We start from the raw sequence: 23,413 nt of genomic DNA, 5'->3' as shown, positions 1-23,413 counted from the left end.
GTGACCATCACGGTATGCATACGTACAGTGATCACCACTCCTCTCCGCGTATTACTGTGACCTATCATGTGCGTTGATTCAGGCGCAGACACACGCTGCTGAACACGCGTAATCCCTTGCGTTGGATTGCTCGGGTAATCCCGCGCTCATATCCGCAGCGATCATTGCTGTGATTCACGCGTAGCGACACGCCGGGGACGACGTGCACGGCCACGCACCGTGGCTTGCGGTACGGTTCCGCGTGAAAGGACGCGTCGCCGCACGCGTCCCACATCGTCAGCACCGTCGCACCGCTGGGGGAGTTGCTCCAGCGGATTCCGGAAAGGCCCTGAGACTCATGCCATTGGAGAACTCGCTGGCCGTCGCCAACCGAAAGGGAGGGGTCGGCAAGTCCAGTCTTGTCGCCCAGCTCGCAGGAATGTTCGCACTCGCCGGGTATCGCGTTCTCGTCGTAGAGGCCGATCCCCAGAACACCCTCTCCTTCGACTTCGGCGTGCTACCACCCGAGACGAATGAGTTCCTGCTGGCGTTGATGACGGGCTCAGCCCCACCGGTCCTGAAAGATGTTCGCCCAGGCCTCGACCTGATTCAGGCGGGCCTGGATCTCGGCGACATCACCGGCGTGGTACTCACGCGAAGCAAGCGTGGGGGAGGCGGCCTCGCCGACATGCTGACAGCGTCGCTGACTCCCCTCGCCGGGGACTACGACATCATCTTGTTCGACACTCCACCGGGCGACGTCCCTATCATCGACGCAGTTCTGCAGTGCGTTTCGATGGTCTTGATCACAACGAAGACCGACGCGGCCAGCATCAAGGGCCTCGACAAGATCGCCGAAAGATTCGCCCTCGCAAAGCAAGACAACGGATATCTCCGGCTCCTCGGAGTGGTCTTGTTCGGTGCCGGTAGAGCGTCCAAGAAGATCAGCCGCACCACCCGCAACACCATCGAGGCCGCCATTCCCAATACCATCGCGCCGGTCTTCGAAACGCAGATCCGCCACGCGGAGGGAGCTGCGAAAGACGCCCGCGAGCACGGACTCCTCGTTCACGAACTCGAAGATGCCGCCGCCGACTCCGCGAAGAGACGGTTCAAGTTCCTCGCCGAACGTCGAAAGACCAGGAAGGCCCAGCCAGTCGGCGAAACGGAGAACGCTGTCGACGACGACCGAGACTTCAGCTCCCGCAATGCACAAGGGCTCGCAGATGACTACGAAGGGCTCGCGAAGGAGATCCTCAATCGCTGGGCAGCTTTGATCGCGGAACGTGAGGCCGAAGAACACACAGCTCTGACTCCGGAAAGCGAGGATGCTCCCGCATGACATCGGCACGTAAAAGCCTGGCCGAACAATTCGCACCGGCAGAGACCGGCCGGCAGGGCCGCGGCAGCGGCCTCGGTGGCCTTCTCGGTAACCGGCCGCCGCGGCCGACGACGCCGGCGGTGGAGCGACACAACGATGTCCCGGTCGCCGATTCTGCCCCGCAAGCGCCGGCTGACCGCCCGGGGGAGGGGAGTGGCCAGGCCGCTCCCGTCGAGCAGCACAAGGTGGTTGCGCTTTCCCCGCAGCACACCGAGCTGCAATCCGTACCCGCGTATGTCACCCCACAGACCCGTACCGCGCTGAAAACCCGTGCGGGCAAAGAAGGCAAGGCGTTCGCCGAGATTGCCATCGACGCGTTCGCGGCCCTCACCCCGGAAACGCTCAAGGGCCTGTTCGAGACGCGCTACACCACCAACGCCATGGGGATGCCGACGCTGGTCAAACCGGATCTCGTTCACGACGGCGTCGAGGTCCGCTTCCAGCTCCTTCGCGCCCAGGTGGCGTGGATCGAGGAACAGGTCGAAGTGAGCGGCGCCCCCTCCCGCAGCGCGTTGATAGCGGCGGTCCTCAAGCGGTACCTGATCCCATCCGCACCCTGAACGCACCCATCGCGCGCTGTTCCGACGGCACGGGGGAGCCATCTACCGGCGGTGCACGCGGCAATTCACCACCGCCGCAGGGGGGGTGCGGGGTCGACTGGTCCGTGCACAGCGTCGCACCGGCCGGGCGCGCGGGTTGTAAGCGGGTGATACGGGCCTCCAGCGTCGCCGCTGAGGCCCCAGTGCCGCCTTGAAGGTCTGGTTGCCGGAGAGGACCGCCCGCAGCCGGAAATGCCCCCGATTGTGCATCTCATTAGGGGTCGTAGGTGAGAACCGGCATGGGTACCCGAATTGGAAATTGCTGGAGATTTTCTGACTTCAACTCGACCCGGCTCCCGCAAGTTGCGACCCATGGGTCCGGAACGCAGATCTAAGCGCCCGCGTCGGCCCGCCCCAATGTGGTTAGTTCAGTTCGTCGCTGTCGCTGGTGATGCGATCGTCGATGATCCGCCGGACTTCTTCGCCCGTGCCACCGACGGTTCGGCGGTGGTGATGGACGCCGGCAATCAGTCGGCGGGATATCCAGTCGTAGGGTCGATCTGGTGAAGGAAATCGCGGATGTCGCTGATTATCTGCTCATCGGTAAACCGCTCACCGGCTGAATTGGTCACTGAGAACCCGTACCCATGTCGGTGACTCAACCAGTCGAACTGATAGACCCCAGGGCTAGCTACCCTCACCAGCCACCGCTCGCCGTCTACGACGATCTCGGTTCCATCGGTGATCTCGAACATCGTCGCCTTCCCCTTCTTGCCAGCCGGGTGTATGAGCAGACACAGCGCGATCTCAGGCGGATCCCGACCTTAGCTCAGTGCTGGTCACGTTGTGTCGACGTGAGGCGATACCCAGACCATGAAGGTAAGGAAAGCCGCGATAGGCGCCAGCGCTCTTGTCGCGATCGCAACCGCGACCTGCGCCTGCTCGCCCGTAGGTGACAGCGAATCGCGTGATCCGACCGCCTTCGTCCAATCGACACAGTTCGCACCGCCGCCAGCGCCGATCACCGATCTCGTGCCTACCTCCGAGCAGCTGACCAACCTGTACAACGCCACCACCGACTACTCGATACGCGAGGAGGAGCGCGCACGACTCTTCGACGGCCCCAGCGACCAGAACCTGCGACTCGCGAAGACCTGGGGTGCGCAGCCTGCGCCTCAGTACATTCAGTTCACCGCGGCGGAACTCGTCGGCCCAGGAATGATCAGCGCTACGGGGCAGGGCCACCTCGGCGGGATGGCCCCTCACCCTGTGGGCCCAATCCCCTTCGTGCGCTACAACAATGAGTGGAAGCTATCCCGCGACTACGTCTGCGAGATGGTGATTCTCTCCGCAGAGCGGGGCTGCAACTGAGGCTCGCCCGGCGGCTGGTCCCGACTACTACCGACTATTCCGCCAAAACATGACCTACACGCTGTCGCAAACTCAATGCCCACAATGCGACATAAGGCAGAGCAGTCTCACAACGAAACGATTGCCGGACACGGCCTCCGTGCCCCACGTTCAGATCGGAGCCCGACATGGCGAACCTCGAACCGAGGTATCAGGTGCGACGGCTCTGTTAAGTGGTGCTCTATGAGTGAATCGCCGGAGATAGCGAATCCACGGTCGCCCCATACCCGCCTATGGGTAGCGATCCTGGCAGTCACAGTGGCCGGATTACTGCTCATGATCGTCGTCTGGGGCCGATGGTGGCCGTCCGACCGCGACTGGTACTTGCCCGCTGGAGTCGCAGTGGCCCTGGTCATCGCCACAGGCGCAGTCTGGGTAGTCGATTCAATCTACGTCCTGTGGAAACGTCGACGCTGGACCTGGTGGATGCTGGCCTGGCCAGTCGCCACTGCGTTGGGGGTCGCGCTGGCGTTCCTCGTTCAGCCAAAGTTCGATGATGCGCGCCCCGAGTTCGAAAAGGCTGCACAACAGCTACTCAACAAACCTGAACCGGCAACTGTAAACGATTTCGAAATCGGGCGGTTCGAAATCGGCACGGCCTACTCCACACAACAAGGCGACGTGTTCTTCAGCGACAAACGCACATCGGTCTTCAGCACCCAATCCGGCTGGGTCTACTCACCCGACGGCGCACCGGCACGCCCGACCCGCGATGGCACATTCTCCGCCGACCACATCGATGGACCCTGGTACCGATACACGCTCATCACAACGTACTAGATTTGGTATTCGCGCGGGCCCGTGTCCCGATGGCGCTGCCCAACGACGCCTGAATGTGCGCCCTTTCGCGACGGTGAATCTTGGCCGTGTCTCGAAATCGACCAATATCTTTAGTCGTTCGATTTCAAGGTCTTGTGAGCTGCGGGTTCACGATCAAGAGGGTGTCCATGATGCGCTTTTCGGTGGCGACATTCGCTGATTCACCCCGTAGAACTGTGACGAATTCGAGACGATCGAAGGGGCCTGGGGCACGATGTGCCACAGGGGGATCGCGCACCGGACGTCACATTGGGGCCTCCACTGACGGTGGTTTCTCGGCCGGGCGTCGTTGTAACCACGCAATGGCGGCTCCAGAGATCAAGACTGCCGCCACTGTCACTCCGGTTGAGGTCCACTGCCAGGCGCTCGACGACAATGCGGTGCGCGACGGGGTCAGCGGTGTGTACGCCGTCCATCCGAATTGAGTGATCAATGGCACGGTCACAGCAGCGGGTGCCGCCAGGGAGATCGTCGTGGCAGGCGCACTCGAGGGCAAGCACGCCGCGACGGTGAACCCGGCCGCGAAGGGCAACAGCAGCACCGCGCCGCCGATGTGCACAGTGTCCCATGGTTGTTCATCGAACACCGCCGATGCCGCCACCAGCGCGAGGGCGGCGACACCGACGAGAGGGCTGGGCCATCGTCGGCCGAATACCGCCCCCAGCACCACCAGCATCGCTGGTATGAGCAGAGACGGCCACGAATCGCTGGACCATCTGACACCGCCGGAGGCTGCCGCAATGAACGCCAGAGCGGCGAGCAACACCATTCCTTGACGACGAGGAAGCCACAGCGCGCCGGCAACAAATACGGGCGTCACCGCGAGTCCGAACAACCAGCGCTCCTGCGTCACCTCAGTGGTGCTCATCCCCTGAACGGCGCGGACGAGAGACCAGTGGAGGAGCAGGCCGGCCACCGGCACCGCAACACCCACCGCCAGCTCCCGGACCCGCCCATCGGCCCTCGCCGGGTCGGGCACGCCGAAGGCGCCGCGCTGAATCGCTACCAGCAACGCCACCACGGTCAGCGACAGCAGGCTCAGCATGAACGCATCCGGCGCGGCCGAAACATAGTCGGCAGGGAGATAGTCGGCATAGCGGCGAGGGAATGCCGATCGGTACTCGTCGATCGGCTCGCTCAGTAGAAGACCCCCCACTGCGCCAGCGGCCAGAGCGGTTTGGAGCATGGGCCGGTCGCGTGTGTTGCACAGTCCGGCGAGTGCCCCCAAAAGCGCACCCGCACCTACACGCTGGGGGTAGAACTCCCATTGCCAGAAGCCGTGAAACGACGTGACCGCCAGCAGCACGAGTCCTAGGGCGGCTATCGATGCCAAGGTGCGGCGGCGACGAGCGAGGATGACCGTGAATGCCGCGGTGATCGCGCCGAGGGTCGCGCCCGCAGCGGCGCTGTAGACCAAGACATCCACTCGGCTGCTGTCGGTGATTATGGCGAAGTTGCCGGGCATGTTCGACGTCAATGCGATCGTGGCCGTGAAACCACCCAGCAGAAGGGACGCGAGTGCAACCGTGCGGTTCATGTCCTTCAGGATCGCCTACGGAGGTCGGGACCTACCGACTGCATCGGATCCAGTCGAGTTATAAAGTCCCGGACGCGGATCGACAATCAGGGCAGGGGACTCCGGCTGTCCGGCCTGCCACGGAATTCACGGTCCCAGATCACGGGCCGACACGCTTTGGCGGGATCTCACCACGCAACGTGCGCCCCAGACGAGGACGCCCGTGCCGAGCGCGGCTGTGGCCAGTGCAATACGGGAGGTGCCGGCAAGGGCTGCCGCGCACAGTCTGGCGACTTCAGTCACCGGGATGTCGTATCGGTCCGGTGGTGTGAGCTGACGGTAGAGTCAAGTCGGGATTGCAGGTGTTCGTTTCGAGGGGCTCAAGATGACTGCATCGCCGGGGTGGTATTCCGATCCGTGGGTCCAAGCGGAGCTGCGTTGGTGGGACGGACTGCAATGGACCAGCTGGATTCACCCCTCGCCTACGCCGGCCGGCGTCACAGGGGCACCTGCTTGGGGTGGCCCGGGCCAGGAGGTAGTTGCTGCGACAGAACCGAACATCGTCGTGGCACTGCGCTTGAGCCCGGACGGCACGGCCACCTTCATAGAGCTGGTTCACGACGATACGTTCAGTCGTGAGCTCCGCAGCCAAATCGGATGCGATCATGCCGATTATCGCCATGTGGTGCTGGAAAGCGGAAACAAGCTAACAGCATTCTTTGACGACGAGGGCCTACTCAACGACCTGCCGGTCAATCCAGTTGCCGCGCGAATCCTGGGATACGGCGCCGCCATCCACGGCACGGTGGTATTCGTCGAAGCAGCAGGCTACTTCGGGGAGACCGCCTCTTTGTCGGACGAGTCGGTACGGCTGATCCGAAACCGGATGAGCGTCTGACCGTGCGGTGAGCGGCCGCCTGTTCAGTGAATCCGTCTCTAACGACACACTTGTCAGCACGTGCTCTACTTGATTCGTCGTCCTCGGCGCGTACCTGGGGGACGTGCCATTTAGGCTGGTCAGTGACGTGCCATGTCCGCGAACTGGGCCACGTGCAACCTGTGACAGACAGTGAAAACGCCCGGGGGGCCACCTCTATGCTTCGCCAAAATGAGGTCTGCTTCGCCGGCGCGCGGGTCGTCTCGATCGTAGGCGTCGGGACGGTGGACGAGGATCACCAGGTCACTATCCTGTTCGATGCTGCCGGACTCGCGTAGATCCGACACCATGGGCCGGCGATCCGTGCGCTGCTCTGGGCCCCGGTTGAGCTGGCTGACTGCGACGACGGGCACCTCCAGTTCCTTGGCGAGCAGCTTGAGCTGCCGTGAGAACTCCGATACCTCCTGCTGGCGCGACTCGACCTTCTTCCCCGAGGTCATCAGCTGTAGGTAGTCGATGACGACGAGCCGAATGTTGTGCTGCTGCTTTAGCCGACGGGCCTTCGCCCGGATCTCGGTCATCGTCAGATTGGGGGAGTCATCGATGTAGAGCGGCGCGTCGTTGATCTTGCCGACGGTGCGCGCGAGTCGCGCCCAGTCGTCGTCGCTCATTCGCCCGGCGCGCATATCGGCCAATTTGACGTTCGATTCCGCGGACAGCAGCCGCATCACGATCTCGCTGCGGCTCATCTCCAAGGAAAACAAGACGCTGCCCATCCCGTGCTTGATGGAGCATGAACGCATGAAATCGGTTGCTAGCGTGGATTTCCCCATGCCAGGCCTGCCTGCCACGGTGATGAGCTGGCCTGCTTTCAGGCCTGTGGTGACGTGGTCGAGGTCGGCGAACCCAGTCGGTACACCGCCGGCGAGACCACCGTTGCCCTGGACTGCTTCGAGCTCGTCGATCGCGGGCTGCAGCAGCTCGGCCAGCGACAGCGTATCCCCGGATGTGCGGTCGGCGCCGACGTCGAAGATCTCGGCCTGCGCCCGGTCGACGACGTCGTCGACGTCCTGACCGTCACCGCCGGCGTACCCGTACTGGACGATCCGTGTGCCGGCCTCGACGAGGCGCCGGAGTACGGCCTTCTCCGCGACGATGCCGGCGTAGTAGCCGGCGTTGGCGGCTGTCGGGACGGTCTGGACCAGCGTGATCAGGTACGCGGCCCCGCCCACCCTGGTCAACGCGCCGCGGCGGTCCAGCTCGGCGGCCACGGTCACCGGATCTGCCGGCTCACCACGCCCGTAGAGGTCCAGGACGGCATCGAATACGGTCTGGTGCGCGGGACGGTAGAAGTCGGTGGACCGGAGTTCTTCGACGACGTCGGCGATCGCGTCCTTCGACAACAGCATCCCGCCGAGTACCGACTGCTCGGCGACCAGGTCTTGCGGCGGCTGCCGGCCCCACTGGCCGTCGTCGTCGGCTTCCGGCGCGGTTCGCGGAGTACGCCTCTCCGTTGTGGTCATGTCTCGGCCCACCGAACCTGGAGGTAGTGGACCGGCGCGGGCCCCGCGCTGCCGACGGTGACCTGCATGTTTGGGTACATCACGACGGCACCTCCGCGTAGCCGGCGGACTCTCGAACGACGATCGTTCGCGCGGAGTGTGCGTTGAGGAGCCGCGGCATGCGGGGTGCCTTCACCGGTGGTGACAACCTCGTAGCCACGTGCGAGGCCGGCTTGGACGTAACCTTTGTGCAGGCGGTCGTCGAGAGTCGAGAACGCAACCTGGTCACCGGGTTTGATGGTGATGTTCATCGTCGCGTCCTCTCACGCTGCCGTATTCGCAAGCGTAGAAATCCGGTCCGGCCGGAAGCCCGACCAGTGCACGTCCCCGGCAACCACTACGGGGGCCTGCAGGTATCCGAGGGCCATCACGCGGTCGCGAGCCACGGGGTCCTCGGAGATGTCGATCGACTCGTAGTCGATGCCGGCCTTGTTCAGCGCGGTGAAGGTCGCCGTGCACTGGACGCAGGCGGGCCTGGTGTAAACGGTGATCATTGGGATTCCTTCCGGGAGGGGGAAACAGGACGGGACTGGCGAACCGAGAGCGGTGTGGGACCTCTACCGACCAGGTAGCGGCCGGTCGGTGGGTGTGCCCGGCGGTACTCCTCGCAGATCCGTCGGACGTGTTCGGCAGTGGCCGGCGGTGGTGCGGCCGCACGGGCCGCGGCCTCCATGGCCTGCTGTTCGGCTCGTTTCTGGGCGGTGAGCTCCGCGGCTTCACTGGGGGACAGACGATTCCAGTCGATGCGTGCGAGGCGCCAACGCAGAAACGGAACGGGGGCGCTGACCTTCTTCGGCCATACCCAGCCTCGGCTCACGGTGTCGCGCGTAAGTTCCGCGGCGATTTCACGTCCGGACCAACGGCCGTCGTCGAGCCCGAATTCGGCCAGGAGATCGCAGACGGCGCCGATATGCAGTCGGGGATTGTCCAAGGTGGGGCAGTGCCGGAGCAGCTCGGCAGCGGCTTTCTGGCAGCCGATCGATCGTGTGCTGTCCGGGGATGTAACTTTGCCCGCGCGTTCGCGCGTGGGTGAGGACAGATCAAAAGAAGAAGACCGACCAAACAAGCTCGAAGAGCTTAGGGGGTCAGCACGGCGTTTCCCCTGGCCGCGGGCAGCACCGGCGATCCGGGAGACGGAACGAACCCGGCCGCGCGAGGCCGATCGTCGCGGACGCGACACGGGCGCAACAGCGGTCGCGGCGACAACAGGTCCGGGGCTGGTCAGGTGCCACACGCTGCCTACGGCGATCTGGCGGCCGCCGTGGTGGGCCTCCGCGGCCTGACGCTCGATCGTGGACAGCCAGCCGCCGATCACCATCTCGACGGCCATCCCGATCGCCCGCAGCACCCGCCGTGCCCGCTTGGCGGTGGCCTTGCTGACCGCGGCCTTCCCCGCGATCGTTTCGACCGCCGCCGTAACACCTCTGCCAGTGCGGGTTTGCGCGCAGGCAGCCATCGCGTCGGCGACGAGCAGGCAGCGCCGCGCGCTCAGCTGCTGCGCGCCCAGCGCACGTATCCCGGCGTCGGTGCCGAGCACCGTGCGGACCTGCTCCAACCAGGCTGTGCGCCCGGTCCAGACGGGTACGGCCGATTGTGCGGCCGGATCGACGGGCCGAGCCCACGAGGCGCCACGCTGGGCCTCGTTGAGTTCCTCGATCTTCTCGACCGCGGCGGCCGCGGCCGAGACCATGCTGTCCCAGTGGGCATCCGGATCGGCATGCTCCGGGCCGGGGACCGGAGGAGTATCGGCCGCCACCGGGATCGAGGTGTCGTTGCGCGCCAGGGGCTCGACGCCGGCGAGGTGTCGTTCGTGAATCGCGAGGCCGACGCAGGATCGCCGGTACTGCGCCGCAGGGAAGCACACCAGGAGCTCGGCGCGGTGCAAACTGTCGAGAGCGGCCCGCACGGCCTGCTCGTCGACGGCATAGCCACCGCCGCGGCACAACTCGATCAGCTGGCGAACACTGATCCTGTCGTCGCGGACGCGGTGATATCCGCACAACATGCGCAATACCGCTGCAAGGACAGCACGCGGCGTTTCGGACAGGTCCTTGGGGACATCGGCACGAACCCGCTGCTCAACGCCCCGAGAATCGGCAAAGCGGATCCGGATCCGCCGATTCAACGGACCCGGCGGCCGCATCCTAGCCCCAACAGTGGGACCACCGTCGCAAGCGATCCCCGATTGTGATGTCCGGGTGATCCCCTCGACTGGATTTGAATTGAAGCGCGAACTACCCTGAGACGCGCGCATGCGGTGCGCCGTCCTTTCATGGTGAGGACACGGAAAACCCCGGTTCGGGGGACTGCCATCCCCCGAACGCAACGCGAGCGGAACCTCGTAGCCTGCAAGAGGCCGAAAAAGATCCACGCGAAACCACCTGCCAGTGGTTTCGTGCTGCCCAGACCGTGTCGGTCGGTTATTGAGTTGGCTGTCGAGCGCCGGCTGGTGGCCTAGCGCAGTGCGGCATCACCATTCCTCGAATCGACGGGTCCCGTCACCGGTGTCGGCGAGGGAAAACTGTTGGGCAAAAGCAACTTCCGGCCACAGCAAATGGCGGGCACGCCGACGGCGCTCAACGTGTGGACGCGTCGGCCGGCCCGCTGGACCGTTCGATGTGACTCGAAATGCGCGCGCGCCGGGGGAGGGGTGACACCGCGTGCGTCGCTGTCGCCAGGCATGCCAGTGAACCCAGGAAGGGGGACGTGTCGTCGTCGCAGGTCATCGGGGGGCGCCGAACGCGGCAGCGACATCGTGAACTGACTCGGCGCGTATCGGCGCGGCTCTACCGCAATTCCCCGTATTACCCCTACACTGGGCATCGGATTCAATCCTCCTGCTGGGTATTGGACTCCACGGAACACCCCCCGGGCCGCCAAGCTGAGGGGGTGTTCGTTTGTCTGGACTAACCTGTCGCCGCGTATTCCGACCGATCGGCAGAGGGCTGCGTGTCCCCGCCGACGGTCAGATCCAGCTCCGCCTGATCCAACGGACGATTCTTGCGCCGCAGCAACCGCGTATGCGGATCCGCCCGCAAGCCGTAGTGCAGCAGCTCGATAAGCCGATCCGTACGGCTCGGTGCCGCGGGATCGGCGTCGTCGACCGGCTCTAGCACCGCCTTCGCCAGATCCTCCGGAATTTCCACGCAGTAGTACTCGAGCCGACCCGTGTACATCGAACGGATCCGCCGCCACTGCATGGGATCTCGCTCCGCCAGCGAGGCCTCGTACTCCACCCCGGCTTCGAGAAGGCTGATGATGCGCGTCGTCTTCCACCGAAAGGCCTTGCCTTTGCCGACCGGTGCGTTCACAAGGTCGGCCAGGCGCTTGGGCACCTTCCCACCCACGGGCCGATACTCGCCTACGCGAGCAGGCCGCCCAGGTCCTCGGGATTCGGTCTCGGTCGTCATACCCGTTGATGTTTCCTCGAGTTTGGCCAATTTTGGTGCTGACACGCCCATTAGATTTGGCCAAACTCGAGACGGCGCACCGAGTCATCATTCTCCTCCGTTCAGGTACCGCGTTCCGGACACCCACGCCCGCAACCGGCTCGGATCACCGACTTCGCGTGGCAGCGCTGCCCTGATATCGCGCTGGATCGCCCAGGGCAAACGCTTCCAGCACGGACTGCACGAAAACTGCGTCGCCGGCACCGCGGACCCGCAGCCACCGGGGCAGCGGTGCAACCGATCTCGAGTCCAACGCGCGGCGAGCACGTTCACCGCCTGGTCGTCGCGGCGCAACATCGGCGACACGCGAGCGGCACGATCAACGTGATTTCCGCAGTGCCCCAACCGCTCGTCGGCAACCTTCATGCCATCACCCGAGGCCGCTCGTCCCAGACTCGTCCGTCGAGGAGTCTTCCCGCCGCGCAGGCTCGTGCGACGCGACGCATGGACCATGCGCCTGCCCTCGGTACTTCCCGCACCTCCAGATGGTGTGAGTCCCAACTGGCCGGCACACTCCCGTCGAGATTCACCACGCACCCCTTCCCGCCGACGTCGAGGGCGTCGGGATCCCAATCCGCTTCGCTTTCACCGGCTCCGTACACCGGTGCATCGGCGACGAACATGCCGTTCTGCTTGTGGTGCAGCGGCACCGAGAACTCCACGCAATGATCACGGATCGCGCGAAACCAATCCGGATGCGCCGCAGCGGCGCCGGGGCCGCTCTCACCGCCCGTGATGACCCAATCCAATCCGCCGCTCAACCAGGGACGCAGATCCAGCCCACCGACCAGCGGCTCGCAGCTGGCGAACCTCACCGCGGCCGGCAGCGACGCCAACACCGGAAGGCGTTCCTCGGCCCGCTCCGCATCCTCCACCGACGTCCCCAGCCACACGTTCGAAGGCCACTGCCGCCCCCACGGCACCAACGCGGCCGCATTCTCGATGCGCTTGCTCAACAACATCCAGATCAGGAACGGCGTGGAATCGATCAAGTCCCACAGCCGAGCCCGCGCGCCATCGAGGAGCCCGTTCACCTCCTCCCTCGGATGGATCTCGAACACGTCGGCCATCGACGCGGCGAACACGGTCGCGGGCACACCCGCCCGTTCCGCCGCCCGGTTCCACGCGAGCGGCCTCTTCCAGTACGATTCCGACATAAGCTTCCGCGGGCCCTGGCGTTGCCACAGGTCGAAACCCCAACGGTTCGAAAGTGTTGCAGCATAACAATGTTGACATCCCCGGGACGTTCTGCTGCAGCCCCACCAGGGATTGAACGTGTGCGAGCACCAGCTGATCGCCGTTGTGTCACCCATCAGTGTTGTCTCCCCGCCGTATTGAGCGGGCACGCTCCGCATGCCGCCTCGACTCGCCCCGTTGCCGATCGCGCACGCAGGCGTTCGAACCTGTCCGGATCGTTGTCATGCGACGCCCTCGGTGTCGGTGCGTCGGTCCAGGACCGCGCGGGCGAGAAGTTTGACGCGCTCGGTGTTGGTGACCGGATTCAGCGTCGTATCCCGCACGGCGTCGACGATGGCGTCGGTTTCCATGGCCTTGAGATTCAGGACATCGATCATCACGGGATCCGCGCCGGCGTCCGTGCAGCAGAAGTAGGCCGAAACGCCTCTGGTTTGTCCGGGACGCGCGACGCGACCGATGCACTGACGGTGCACTCCGTGGGACCAGTCGAGTTCTCCGAACACCACCGTCGACGTGGCCCCTTGAAGACCGTCGATCCCGGCGCCCGAACGCAGCGACATGATCAGGACCCGGCACTCACCGCCGGTGAACTCGTCGATCGCGCGTTGCTTGGCCGCAGGGGACTCGGTGCCGGTGAACAGCCGCGGCCCGAACCCGGCCAGCCTCTCCAGCCACAGGTCGTACACCGCACGGTGCCAGCCGAACAGCAGTATCCGTTGCTCGGTCTCGAGCAGCAGTTTCACGAAGTCGGCGACGAACGGGGCCTTCGCGATCCCGGTGCCCTGCCGCATCCGCCAGTCCAGGTCGCCGGCCGCCTGCCACCGCTGCTGGTGGTTCGCCGTCTGATCGAGAATCAGCCGCGCCATCTCGACCGCGTCACCGTCGATGCGTTCGAGAACGCTTGCATCCGACGGCACGTACTGCTCGATCGTCTCGATCGGCGGCAGATGAACCCCGACGTCGGCCCGGGTCCGGCGCAACATCAGCCCTTGCGCTCGAAGATGGGTACGGAACGCGTCCGGATCGGCGATCCGCGTCTTCTGATCCAGGCCGAAGCTGAGCTTGCACCACTCCCGCGCGAACTCGTCACGGCTGCCGAGCGAACCCGGCCGCAACACGTCCAGGATGTTGTACAGCTCGCCACCGAAGTTGTAGCACGGCGTCCCCGTCAAACCAGCTGTGTAGTCGGCCTTCCCGGCGATGTGCGCGGCTGCACGGTACTTCTCGCTGTCGAAGCGCCGCAACTCCTGAGCCTCGTCGAAGATCACCGTACGTACCCGCCCGGCCAGGTGATGCTGCCACTTCTGCAGCTTCGCGTAATTCATCACATACAGGTCCGCATCGGGCAGCTGTGGTGCACCGTCAACTTCGAACAACCCATCCTGACCGGGGCCCGAACCGTCCGCGGGTAGCGGTGTGCGTGTGGTGATCTCGAACCCGGACAAGTCGGGGTAGAACTTCGCCAGCTCCCGCAACCACTGCTTCGGCAGCGCCGTCAACGTGACCGCCAACGCCGGGCGAGCAGCAGGATCCTCTAGCACCGACAGCCCCGACGCAGTCTTGCCCAGGCCCAGGTCATCGACGATCAACGCTCCACGCGTCGCATGCACAAGATCCCGCGCCTGCAACTGATACGGCCGCAACTGGACCGCCGAACGCACCCACCCCTCCGTGCCGCGCGTGCGTGCCTGGCCATCGAGGACAGCCAGCACCGCAGCCTCCCGCCGGCGGTGCTGCTCACATCCCTTCCGCAGCCGGTTGAGATCGGCGCGCGAGGCCTTCAGCCGCCACCGCGACATCACCCATTCCAGGTCACGTGCGACCTCGTCGGTCGCCGCGATGCGGAACGCGCCGGAACGAGTCCCCTGTACCCGCGGGAAGACCCGCTTCAATCGGACCATCACGTCCGGCTCCGCATCGACCTGCCACCAGCCAGGATCCGACCCGACCCACCGCAGCGTGCCCGCCAGCCGCGCCGCGGGGCTCACAGCACACCACCCGGCAATACAACCCCGACAACGGGTTTACCCGCCAGCACGCGGGGCAGACCGGCCACCAGCGCGATCCGGGTAGATGCGAGCACCACTGCGGCAACGCGGCCGTGGCCGGCGTAACGCTGCAGCTGGCGAACGACACGAAGCTGCTTTCCGGCGGTCTTCACCTCGACCGCAATGGCTCCCGAAACCAGGAAGTCGACCCGGTCCGTCGCAGACAACCGCACCTCCCGCTCGAACCGCACACCCTGCGCGTGAAGCGCCCGCTGCACCGATTCCTGGATCGCGTACTCGTCCGCCCCCCGATGAGCGAATCCGCACAGCACCGCGACAAGCGCATCGAGCTCGGTGGCCACCGGGGGAGTAGGCACGCCGACCGTCGATACCGGCACGCCCGGCAATGGTGCCGCGGCGAGTTCCACATCCGTCCGGGCAACCTCCACGCCCCGGGAGTCCGGGCCGAACCCCCACTGGTCGCCGAAGTTGGTTGCTCGGGAATCGAATCCGCTCATACCAAGCCCTTTCGTTCGCCGCTAGTCGAATCCGAACCCGGTGACATCGGCCGCCCGAAACGTCGCCATCCCGGTACCGTCCGCGTCGTCGCGTCGAACGGTCCAACCCGCGCGCTGAAGCGCCTCGCGGTCACCCTTGCGCGGCTCGAAGGAACGCCACACGTTCTCTACGCTGTCCCACCCGTTCACTCGGTAGGCGTGGTAGCCGTCGATGTCACCGTCGGGACCGATCAGCAGCCACACCGGCGTACCGCGCTCGGCCGCGCAAACAGCGGCCACCGCCTCGTCGCGGCTGCCACGAACCGCGTATTTGCGGTCGATGCGCGCCTTGTGCGCAGCGAGCTCGTCGGCGACGCCGGTCACGGTCGCGCCTCCGGGTCCTGTGGTGACCCGCCACGAACTGCGGCGGCAGCGCTCACATCGCCGAGCAGGTCGGTGTGGCCGCGTTTGTCGGGCGTGAGGATCAGACCGGTGCGCGCCGCGCGGGTGGAGCGTGCACTGCGGGTCTGTGCCGGAGTGCGACGCCGCGCCATCAGGCGCTTACGCGTGGAGAACGCCAGCACTATCGATGCGACGACCGCGTCAGCAGCAATTTCGGTGAGGCCGCGGCCGACAGCAAGGGCGGTGCTCATGACACCGATCCCGTCGTCGTCGCCGGTTCGGGCTCGGTGAGCAGGTCCCGGATGCGCTGCGCCGCTTCCCGGCTCATCTGCCTCGCTCGGTGCAACAGCTCCGGTGTGGCCTGTGCGGCCAGCAGGTTCCGTTCGATATCGGCAAGCGTGGACGCCACTGATTTCAGCGTTGTGGTCTGTTGCGTGGCCCGGTGCTGCCACAGTGCGGCATCGGCCCGTGCATCGGCTAGATCGAGGAGCAATCCCCGATCTCCGCGCACACATCTGCGTCTCATAATCTGTTCCTTCCGTGCTTGGCCCTGCCGAAACGCAGCGAAGACAGTTGGGGAACCGTCAACGACCACGGACGATTCGACGGATCCGAACTCCAGCTGATGCACTGCTGCGCCGGCCGTGTCCAACGCAGTCACGCTCGGGACTGTGACCCGCAACCGGCGTGCGATGTACGCGGCGCCCCAACCCTCCCGCCCGCTCCGCCCCACGCTCGCACTCACCGCCCGAACCGTGCCGCACCGCGAACACCGCCCAATTCGGTTGCACCACCGCACCGTTTCGGGCGCGGCGCGCATAGTAGGAATCCACGATCCGACCCCAGTCGGCAGCCGACTTCGGGCGCCGGTTCGGCGCCGCCGACCGGACTTTCACCGCGCACGCTCCGCCGCCACGCCGATCGACAGCGCCACCCAGCCGGGCGCGATACCGTCCGTTCCACGCACGATGTGCGTCACCACCCGCCGGCATTCACGGCCGGTGTAGACACCGCGGCAACTCCACTCCCGCAGCAGCAGAACATCGCCCACGTTGTATCCCGCGTCCCAACGCAACTCGACACTTCTACCGCCGGTGTCGACCGACCGGAACTCCTCGGGCCGCACCCGCAGATCGTGCACTGTCCCCGCCACGGCCGGTGGTGTCGCGGTGCTCATCGCGTCGACACCACCTTCCACCGGTCGGCGACCACGTCGGAGGGTCGCAGCCCCAGCTGATCGGCCGCGGCGAGCGCAGCGAGAAACACATCGCCGAGTTCTGAACGGACGTCCTCGAACTCGGCCCGCCCCTCCTGCAGCTTGATAAGCGCGCCCACGACCTCCCCGGCTTCCTCGGCGACCTTGGTCACCCGGATCCAATCGACTCGCGCCACCCGCAGGTGGTCGAGGTGCTTCCCCGCAGCGACGGACAGGGGATCCAGAGCCCGCAGAGTGGTTGCCGTGTCCGGCACATCGTCGGTCACCTCTGCGGTCACCGTGTCCCGAATTGTTGTGGTCACACCCGCGCTCCTTCCGCTGCCGACACCTGTCCTGGATTTGCGTCGCGCCCGCTGCGGATCCGCCCATCGCCGCCGCCGGCGAAACGCGAACCACGCGGCCTGACACCGCAGCACGGACACGCGCGAGACGCACCGCCCTGCCGCTTCAACTGCCTCTCCCGCCCGCGCGACCCCGTCCAGGTCCGCGCGAGCTCCCAGCCGATCCCCGCCTCCGTGATCACGGCCATCAAACGCGCGCCGCGACCGCTTCCGTGCTCGTCCATCCGTGCCGCCAGATCGTTGGTGAAGCCGAGGTAGTGCCGCGCGTGCTTGTAGGGCCTGTCGAAATGGATCAGGTACACCACTCCAGCGCTTTTCGCGGCCATCACGCCTGCCCGCCCGCATACTCGCCACGCTGCGCCGCGGTCATGCCGCGCTCCGCCGAACCGGCAGGCCGGTGTCAACAACGGCTTGGCGCCACACGAACCCCGGTAGCGCTTCGAGGAGTGCGACCCGGGCTGCGGACAGCGCGACGACCGCGTGCGCGGTGTGCTGGTTATCGAGCCGTTTGCCCAGCGCGTCACCGGCAACCGCGCGATATCGGCGCGGTAACTGGTAGTGGCCGTGCTCGGCGTGGTACCCGGTCATCCAGCGCGCAACGCGCACCTTCCACACCTGCTGCCGATGCGCGCGCAGCGCGTGTGCCGAGATCTGTGGGGCGGTGCTGCTGCTCACCGCGGCACCGGCGCTGGGGTTCGACATGACTAGGCGACCTCCTCGTCGCGTTCGCCGAGTGCGGCGAGGATCTCGTTCAGGGGCGGCGTCGCCCGGCGACCTGACCGGGGCGGGGGAGTGAGGTCACCGAGGCGCGCCGCCAGCTCCGCGACACGCGTGGCATTGCCCGCGGTGACCTGCCCGTGGCTCATCTGTAGACCCGTGCCGTGGCCAAGTTCGTGCGCGATCCACGACTTCGGCCAGCCACGCCCGATCATGTCGTCGAGCAGCACCCACGTCGGGCCCGCGTCGACGTAGGTGCCGGGCTCGGCTGCGGCGCGCACGTCCGCCATCGTCAGCGCACAGACACGTTCCTCGGTCTCGGGATGGATCCGCATCGTCGTCCCCGACAACAAGCCCTGAATGGTCTTGACGTTCACCCCAGCTGCCCGGGCCAGGACCTTCTGCTGCGCGCCTTGGCCCGCCATGACCCGCAGCCGGCCCCGTGCGCGCCGTGCGTCGACCCAGTCCGTGGAGTGCACACCAGCCGCGGCCCGCGCCGCACGTTCGGCTGCCTCCTGCGTGTTGGCCTTCGTGCACTCATCGCAGCGGCACCCCTTCACATACCCCGTCCGCGAGCCGTGGCGGGCGTCACCGATATCGAGCAGCACCCGCGGCGCGGGCTGCCGTTCCCACTGCCACCCGCGGACCGCGGCGACCATCCGTGCCCGCACCTCGATGAGCTGCCCATGCCGATACAGATGACGCTGACGGGTGCACCACGCGTACAGCTGCACAGTCGTGTCGACAAGTTCTTCGTCGTGCTGGCAGGGCACCCGCGAATGCCCTTCACGGGACGCGAACTGCCGCAGCGCCTCCAGGCCGAGCAGCCACAGCGTCTCCCCGCGGTACCACTGCAACGCGCCGGCACCGCTGGACGGGCACACGAGGGTGATCTCGTCGAGCAGCGGCTGGGGCAGTCGGTCCGTCGCGCGTTGTCTGCGCACCTCATTGAGCCAGCGACCCAACGCGATATCGTCCTCGACGAAATCCGCCGGTGGATTCGCGTGTCCCTTCCACGCGACGTATTCGCCGAGCAGGTCGACCGCAGCCGCGTCCCCGGCCGGGCCAATGCGCCACCGCCACCCGGGGATTTCCTCGAGCTTGGTCCGTCGCCACTGGTCCAGATCATTGTGCCGCGCCAGTTGACGCTGCCAAGCGCACCAGCGTCCGACGGTGCTCACGGTGCAGCGGGGCTCCCTGGGCACCAGCGCGGTGGCCGCGAAGTCGGGGTCGGTGAGCCGCAATCCGCCGGCGCGGACCGCCTGGGTGTGCACCTGACTCCACTGCTCGACCCAACGCTGCTCGGACAGATCCCACGCCCACCCCGGCAGGGACCGCAACGCCCGCGCATGGTCGTCGGGCAGCATGCGCCGCTGATACGCGCTTCGCTGACGCGCGCACCACATACCCAGTGCCGTGCCCGCCGGCGGCCGCGCATGCCCGTGCCCGGTAACGAAAGACACCAGCTCCGAGAACTTCGAATCCCAACTAGCAGAGGTGAAATCGACCATCCGCGCAACCAGCCGATCGACCGCCACGGCGTCGACGTCGAACCGGATGCGCGGCGGCCGCGACCCGTCACGGGTCCCGCGCCGTGACGGGTCGCGCGCGAAGGCCTTCAAACCGGTGGTGAGGCGAGGATCGGCCGAGCGTAGACCCCGCAAGATCCGCCACACCGCGGCGAACGACCCGGTCGACAACGCGGTGTCCTCGTCGAGCTCGGGCGGAATGCAGACCGGGATCATCACGACACCGTCCCGTTTACCCACAGCAGTACGTAGCGCCCGCCCCACCGACTGCACGATGTCGACATCGGAGCCTTTCGGATCCGCGAACAGCACCCCGTCCACGGCGGGAATGTCGATCCCCTCCGACAGGCACCGCGCGCTGGCCACCACCACGAGCTCGTCCGGATCCGCCGTGGTCAGCAACGCCAGCGCCTGCGTGCGCGCGGCCGACTTGTCGGTGCCCGCCACCGCCCGCGCCACGACCCGCCGCCCATCGGGCAGCCGAACCCCGTCGACCGAGGCCGCGAACTCGCGCGCCTTCGATACCCGGCCGTGGAAGCTCAACACCCGATGCAGGCCTTCTCTCGCCGCGGCCGACAACGCCGACACCGCATCGGGCGCGAAACCCTCACCGGTGGCTTCGAATACGACGACCTGGTAGTCCGACAGCAGGCCCATGTCGATCGCCGAACCAAGGTCCAGTCGGTAAGCCACCGGCCCGAACATCGTGCGGTCGTCCATCGACAACGGCGCCGACCGATCATCGACATCCGCGCCGTCGGCGGCCGCCGACGCAGTCACCGGGGTGGCTGTCATGAACACGCGCTTGCGCGCGGCGAACCCTTCGTCGAGCACACACCGAAATGTCTTGTTCGGCCGGCCCGCCAGGTGGTGTGCCTCATCGGCGATGATGAGATCGACGACAACACCTGCAGACCGCACCGCGGACGCGACGACATGCGCCGAGTGGTAGGTCGAGAAGATCACCAGCGGCCGATCGGGGGAGTGGCCGGCCAACCGCTGCGCCACCACGCCGGAGCTCGTGGTCACACGGGCACGGTGCGCAGCCCAGAACGGCACCGGCACATCCGCGCCGTCCGCGCCGGCCCGTTCGCGTTCGCCCTCGGCGGTGGCGGGATCCGAGCACGTGATCAGCGCCTCGAAGAACCAGTCGCCGGTCGACTTCCACTCCTGCAGCGTCTGCGCCACCAACCCGAGGGTCGGCATCACGACGACGGTGACCGCCGCACGAGACTGCTCGGCGAACCAGCGCCCGATCAGGGTCTTCCCGGATCCGCACGGCATGACCAGCTGCGCCCGGCGCGTCGAATCGGTCAGGGTTGTGCGCAACGCATCCAGTGCTGCCACCTGGTGGTGGCGCGGCGCTAACACTTCCCCGCTTCTGTCACGTGACGAATTGGTCAGTAGGGCAGGCATACCCAGCCACCCCCCAAATCGGGACGCTGCTCCGCCCGGATCACGGCATCGAGGACATTCAGATCCAGACGCCGCGCCCACTCCGTCAACAACGCCCACATCCCGGGAAGCGGGGGAGACCCCCACAACGCCTGACCCTGCGCCGCGACGATCTCCGCGATCGTCATCGCAACCACCGCACCACCCGGACTCAGCACGCGCCCCGGCAACAACGTCGAAATCCAGCCGCCCGACGAGACCGCCACAGCGCCATGCCACGTCGACTCACCACGCAGAACACCGGGGGTATCGCTCAAAACGGCCATGGCGCCACCTCCCGTACCGGATCAGCCCCAGACGCCACGCGCTCAACCGGCAAACCGGGAACAGCCCGCCCGGCCGCCACATCGATCCGCGCTAGCAACGCGCTCGCCACAACGCGGACCTGCTCCACCCCCGCGGTCTCCGGATCCGACGCCACCAGGTCCGCGACATCACGCAACGACTCCACGCCCCCAACACCCGCCGGGGCTCCCGGATCCGAATCCAACCGATCCCACCATCGCCGCACCCACTCGGCGTCCCCGAAAGCCGTGTGCCGCAAGGACGTCGGAGGAGGCTGCACACCCACCGCTCGCGACAAGGCCTCCGCGTCGTTCAGGTCCCGCGGAAACGCCGACCCCGTCGCCCAGCACACCCCGCGAAGCCACCCATCGGTTTTCACGGCCACGTCGACAGGCTGAAAATGCCACTCCGGCTCCAACCCATGCCGGCGCAGCATCGCCGCCAGGCACTCGGTGTCGAAGCTGGGGACCACCCCGACGATCCGCGCGCCCCGCGTCCACTCGAGCACCAGCCGCGCCGCCTCGTCCTCCGCGACGAGCAGCTCCACGACCCCGCCACCGATCGGCGCGGCAACAGCCGTCCATCGAGTGAATTCGCTCGACTTCCGATATTGCGGGTGGCGCTCGAAGAACCGCGACACCGCAAGCCCTGTCGGCTGCGCCAACGCCAGATCCGGATCTTTCACGGTGATCACCGTCGATCGCTCACCATCGCCATCGCGACGGATGATCGCGATCTCCCAGGGCCGGCGACGCTCATGCGTCCCATCGGTCTCGGTATCGACGAAGCACGTCACAGAATTGCCCATCAAAGAATCCCTTTCATACGAAAGCCGCTGCGTCACAAACCGATCTGGCCCCAACACACGAACCAGTAAGCGGCCGCGATCAGTAACAGCACCGTCCACACGACCACCAACCGCCGGCTCGGCGGCCACCCCGCCCGCGTCTCGTCCATCGAGGACTCCTCCTCGACCTCCCGGCGAACCAGATACGAATCCACCGTCTCGGCCCGTCAACTCGCACGCTCACCGGTCAGCGACAACACCGCCGGCGGCACCGCCGCACGCGCACGCGACGGCTCACGCAACCGACGCAGCAGCCGCGAATACGTACCGTCCACAGCCTCACTGAGCCACACCGGCGAACCAGTCCACGCATCCAGCGCCGCCGACGCCGCGCTCAACACGCACACGCACACCGCCAACGACACCGTCCGGGCCACCCGCCCGCCGCGCCAACCAGCGACCGCCACTGAGTGAGTCATGAGGACACCACCACGACGGCCACGAGTGCGGCGATCACGAGCAGCGCCACGATCAGCGCCGCGACGACCTCGCTCCGCACGACCAGCGGCCGCCCAACCTCCGAGACAACCTTCCCGGTGATCACGCCGCCACCCCCCGCTGCAGCCGGCGACGCTCACGTTCGGAAAGGCCACCCCAAATACCGTGCCGCACACCGTTGTCCAGCGCATACGCCAAGCACGCCTCGCGGACCGGGCACAACCGGCAGATCGCCTTCGCCTCTCGCGTCGACCCACCCTTCTCGGGAAAGAACGCGTCCGGATCGGTCTGCGGGCAGATCGCGTGATCGACCCACTCCTCACCGATGGCGATCGGGAATCCCGGGTCCTCGTCATCGATCGGGTGCCTCGCGACCAGGCCGTCGCCGCCGCCGGCCTGGTCCAAACCGTCGTCCTCGTCCGGATCGGCGAAATTCAGGTCCACGTCAGTCAGGTCCACCTCATCGACGTCGCAGAACGCGTCGACACTCATGCCGACACCCCCGCGGCCGCCGACGCCCGAAGCTCCCGCAACGCCGAAACACCGGCCTCCACCAGCGCCAGCAATTCGGCTGCCGCGATCGCGACACCGTCGAACCGCACACTCGGCCGCACCGGATCCGGCTCGAACGCGACGTCATGACCACCCGCGACCCAATGCTCACAGCCCGTCGGATCAACCGAATCCGGACCATGCGAAGACACCAGATCAACACCCGAGGTCACGATCGCACCCACCAGGGGATCCGCCCCCACTCGCCACGACTCACGCCGACTGTCCGACACCAAGGCCCAATCACGCTGAGCTCCAGGCAATCCGACAGCCTGCTCACGCAGCACCTGTCCAACCGCGTCCCGCGCCCGCAACACAGCGATTCCATCCGACACACCCGCCACCGAAACGCCGCACAGTGGAACGGGAACCGAGTCCCCGGCTATGATCGACATCGCCTGGCTCCTTCCAGGAAGT

At 66.4% G+C, this 23,413-nt stretch carries 29 protein-coding genes; 5 read left to right on the top strand and 24 right to left on the bottom strand.

Annotation, left to right across the window (positions count from 1 at the left end; genetic code table 11):
• The first annotated feature begins 337 nt into the window (after positions 1–337).
• Both OG921_RS26400 and OG921_RS26395 read left to right on the top strand, forming a co-directional pair.
• A complete protein-coding gene (locus tag OG921_RS26400; RefSeq protein ID WP_266115526.1) occupies positions 338–1,321 on the top strand; it encodes a ParA family protein in 984 nt (327 codons plus the stop codon).
• Positions 1,318–1,920 (top strand): hypothetical protein, encoded by a 603-nt coding sequence (locus OG921_RS26395; RefSeq protein WP_266115525.1) that lies wholly within the window; start codon positions 1,318–1,320, stop codon positions 1,918–1,920. Before OG921_RS26400 ends, OG921_RS26395 begins: the two co-directional genes overlap by 4 nt.
• 506 nt (positions 1,921–2,426) lie before the next feature.
• Here OG921_RS26395 and OG921_RS26390 read toward each other — a convergent pair.
• Positions 2,427–2,654 (bottom strand): hypothetical protein, encoded by a 228-nt coding sequence (locus tag OG921_RS26390; RefSeq protein WP_266115524.1) that lies wholly within the window; start codon positions 2,652–2,654, stop codon positions 2,427–2,429.
• A 277-nt stretch (positions 2,655–2,931) separates the two neighbouring features.
• On the opposite strand from OG921_RS26390, the gene OG921_RS26385 reads away from it, so the two are divergent.
• Positions 2,932–3,270 carry a hypothetical protein gene (locus OG921_RS26385; RefSeq protein WP_266115523.1) on the top strand — a complete coding sequence of 113 codons (339 nt, stop codon included), beginning with the start codon at positions 2,932–2,934 and terminating at the stop codon, positions 3,268–3,270.
• A 381-nt stretch (positions 3,271–3,651) separates the two neighbouring features.
• Entirely contained in the window at positions 3,652–4,089 is a 438-nt protein-coding gene (locus OG921_RS26380; protein WP_266115522.1) for a hypothetical protein, read from the top strand.
• Positions 4,090–4,372: 283 nt separating this feature from the next.
• Here OG921_RS26380 and OG921_RS26375 read toward each other — a convergent pair whose 3' ends face one another.
• Positions 4,373–5,665 (bottom strand): hypothetical protein, encoded by a 1,293-nt coding sequence (locus tag OG921_RS26375; RefSeq protein ID WP_266115521.1) that lies wholly within the window; start codon positions 5,663–5,665, stop codon positions 4,373–4,375.
• A gap of 364 nt (positions 5,666–6,029) precedes the next feature.
• Here OG921_RS26375 and OG921_RS26370 point away from each other — a divergent pair, with 364 nt between their 5' ends.
• Positions 6,030–6,542: a DUF2510 domain-containing protein gene (locus OG921_RS26370; protein WP_266115520.1), complete on the top strand. Its 513-nt coding sequence runs from the start codon at positions 6,030–6,032 to the stop codon at positions 6,540–6,542.
• Positions 6,543–6,661: 119 nt separating this feature from the next.
• On the opposite strand, the gene dnaB is transcribed toward OG921_RS26370, so the two are convergent.
• The 22 genes from dnaB to OG921_RS26260 form a co-directional block, all read right to left on the bottom strand.
• Positions 6,662–8,044 (bottom strand): replicative DNA helicase, encoded by a 1,383-nt coding sequence (gene dnaB, locus OG921_RS26365; RefSeq protein ID WP_266115519.1) that lies wholly within the window; start codon positions 8,042–8,044, stop codon positions 6,662–6,664.
• Entirely contained in the window at positions 8,041–8,334 is a 294-nt protein-coding gene (locus tag OG921_RS26360) for a hypothetical protein (protein WP_266115518.1), read from the bottom strand. Before OG921_RS26360 ends, dnaB begins: the two co-directional genes overlap by 4 nt.
• Positions 8,335–8,346: 12 nt before the next feature.
• Positions 8,347–8,577: a glutaredoxin-like protein NrdH gene (nrdH, locus tag OG921_RS26355; RefSeq protein WP_266115517.1), complete on the bottom strand. Its 231-nt coding sequence runs from the start codon at positions 8,575–8,577 to the stop codon at positions 8,347–8,349.
• Positions 8,574–10,226, bottom strand: coding sequence for a replication protein (locus tag OG921_RS26350; protein ID WP_266115516.1), 1,653 nt, complete (start codon positions 10,224–10,226; stop codon positions 8,574–8,576). The genes nrdH and OG921_RS26350 overlap by 4 nt, the downstream gene beginning before the upstream one ends.
• 763 nt (positions 10,227–10,989) lie before the next feature.
• Positions 10,990–11,418, bottom strand: coding sequence for a hypothetical protein (locus OG921_RS26345; protein WP_266115515.1), 429 nt, complete (start codon positions 11,416–11,418; stop codon positions 10,990–10,992).
• A 476-nt stretch (positions 11,419–11,894) separates the two neighbouring features.
• Positions 11,895–12,845 carry a DUF5131 family protein gene (locus OG921_RS26340; RefSeq protein ID WP_266115514.1) on the bottom strand — a complete coding sequence of 317 codons (951 nt, stop codon included), beginning with the start codon at positions 12,843–12,845 and terminating at the stop codon, positions 11,895–11,897.
• A gap of 105 nt (positions 12,846–12,950) precedes the next feature.
• A complete protein-coding gene (locus OG921_RS26335; RefSeq protein ID WP_266115513.1) occupies positions 12,951–14,717 on the bottom strand; it encodes a DEAD/DEAH box helicase in 1,767 nt (588 codons plus the stop codon).
• A complete protein-coding gene (locus OG921_RS26330; protein ID WP_266115512.1) occupies positions 14,714–15,235 on the bottom strand; it encodes a hypothetical protein in 522 nt (173 codons plus the stop codon). Before OG921_RS26330 ends, OG921_RS26335 begins: the two co-directional genes overlap by 4 nt.
• 21 nt (positions 15,236–15,256) lie before the next feature.
• Complete coding sequence (locus tag OG921_RS26325) at positions 15,257–15,598, bottom strand: hypothetical protein (RefSeq protein WP_266115511.1); 342 nt, start codon at positions 15,596–15,598, stop codon at positions 15,257–15,259.
• Positions 15,595–15,867, bottom strand: coding sequence for a hypothetical protein (locus OG921_RS26320; protein ID WP_266115510.1), 273 nt, complete (start codon positions 15,865–15,867; stop codon positions 15,595–15,597). Before OG921_RS26320 ends, OG921_RS26325 begins: the two co-directional genes overlap by 4 nt.
• On the bottom strand, positions 15,864–16,142 hold the full coding sequence (locus OG921_RS26315; RefSeq protein WP_266115509.1) for a hypothetical protein: 279 nt from the start codon (positions 16,140–16,142) through the stop codon (positions 15,864–15,866). Before OG921_RS26315 ends, OG921_RS26320 begins: the two co-directional genes overlap by 4 nt.
• A 366-nt stretch (positions 16,143–16,508) precedes the next feature.
• Complete coding sequence (locus tag OG921_RS26310) at positions 16,509–16,793, bottom strand: DUF3850 domain-containing protein (protein ID WP_266115508.1); 285 nt, start codon at positions 16,791–16,793, stop codon at positions 16,509–16,511.
• Complete coding sequence (locus OG921_RS26305) at positions 16,790–17,134, bottom strand: MazG nucleotide pyrophosphohydrolase domain-containing protein (protein ID WP_266115507.1); 345 nt, start codon at positions 17,132–17,134, stop codon at positions 16,790–16,792. The genes OG921_RS26310 and OG921_RS26305 overlap by 4 nt, the downstream gene beginning before the upstream one ends.
• Positions 17,131–17,499 (bottom strand): hypothetical protein, encoded by a 369-nt coding sequence (locus tag OG921_RS26300; RefSeq protein ID WP_266115506.1) that lies wholly within the window; start codon positions 17,497–17,499, stop codon positions 17,131–17,133. Before OG921_RS26300 ends, OG921_RS26305 begins: the two co-directional genes overlap by 4 nt.
• 40 nt (positions 17,500–17,539) lie before the next feature.
• On the bottom strand, positions 17,540–17,875 hold the full coding sequence (locus tag OG921_RS26295) for a helicase associated domain-containing protein (RefSeq protein ID WP_266115505.1): 336 nt from the start codon (positions 17,873–17,875) through the stop codon (positions 17,540–17,542).
• 2 nt (positions 17,876–17,877) lie between these two features.
• A complete protein-coding gene (locus OG921_RS26290) occupies positions 17,878–20,835 on the bottom strand; it encodes a DEAD/DEAH box helicase (RefSeq protein ID WP_266115504.1) in 2,958 nt (985 codons plus the stop codon).
• Positions 20,820–21,140 carry a hypothetical protein gene (locus OG921_RS26285; protein ID WP_266115503.1) on the bottom strand — a complete coding sequence of 107 codons (321 nt, stop codon included), beginning with the start codon at positions 21,138–21,140 and terminating at the stop codon, positions 20,820–20,822. The genes OG921_RS26290 and OG921_RS26285 overlap by 16 nt, the downstream gene beginning before the upstream one ends.
• The gene (locus tag OG921_RS26280; protein WP_266115502.1) at positions 21,128–22,096 is read right to left on the bottom strand and encodes a hypothetical protein; all 969 of its coding nucleotides are present in this window, start codon (positions 22,094–22,096) and stop codon (positions 21,128–21,130) included. The genes OG921_RS26285 and OG921_RS26280 overlap by 13 nt, the downstream gene beginning before the upstream one ends.
• A 77-nt stretch (positions 22,097–22,173) precedes the next feature.
• Entirely contained in the window at positions 22,174–22,425 is a 252-nt protein-coding gene (locus OG921_RS26275) for a hypothetical protein (protein ID WP_266115501.1), read from the bottom strand.
• Positions 22,422–22,550: a hypothetical protein gene (locus OG921_RS26270; protein ID WP_266115500.1), complete on the bottom strand. Its 129-nt coding sequence runs from the start codon at positions 22,548–22,550 to the stop codon at positions 22,422–22,424. Before OG921_RS26270 ends, OG921_RS26275 begins: the two co-directional genes overlap by 4 nt.
• A complete protein-coding gene (locus OG921_RS26265) occupies positions 22,547–22,936 on the bottom strand; it encodes a WhiB family transcriptional regulator (protein ID WP_323182881.1) in 390 nt (129 codons plus the stop codon). The genes OG921_RS26270 and OG921_RS26265 overlap by 4 nt, the downstream gene beginning before the upstream one ends.
• Positions 22,933–23,391 carry a hypothetical protein gene (locus tag OG921_RS26260; RefSeq protein ID WP_266115499.1) on the bottom strand — a complete coding sequence of 153 codons (459 nt, stop codon included), beginning with the start codon at positions 23,389–23,391 and terminating at the stop codon, positions 22,933–22,935. The genes OG921_RS26265 and OG921_RS26260 overlap by 4 nt, the downstream gene beginning before the upstream one ends.
• Positions 23,392–23,413: the final 22 nt, after the last annotated feature.

The sequence above is a fragment of the Aldersonia sp. NBC_00410 genome (assembly GCF_026342035.1).
Classification (GTDB): domain Bacteria; phylum Actinomycetota; class Actinomycetes; order Mycobacteriales; family Mycobacteriaceae; genus Aldersonia.
This window is presented reverse-complemented; position numbering and strand designations above follow the sequence as displayed.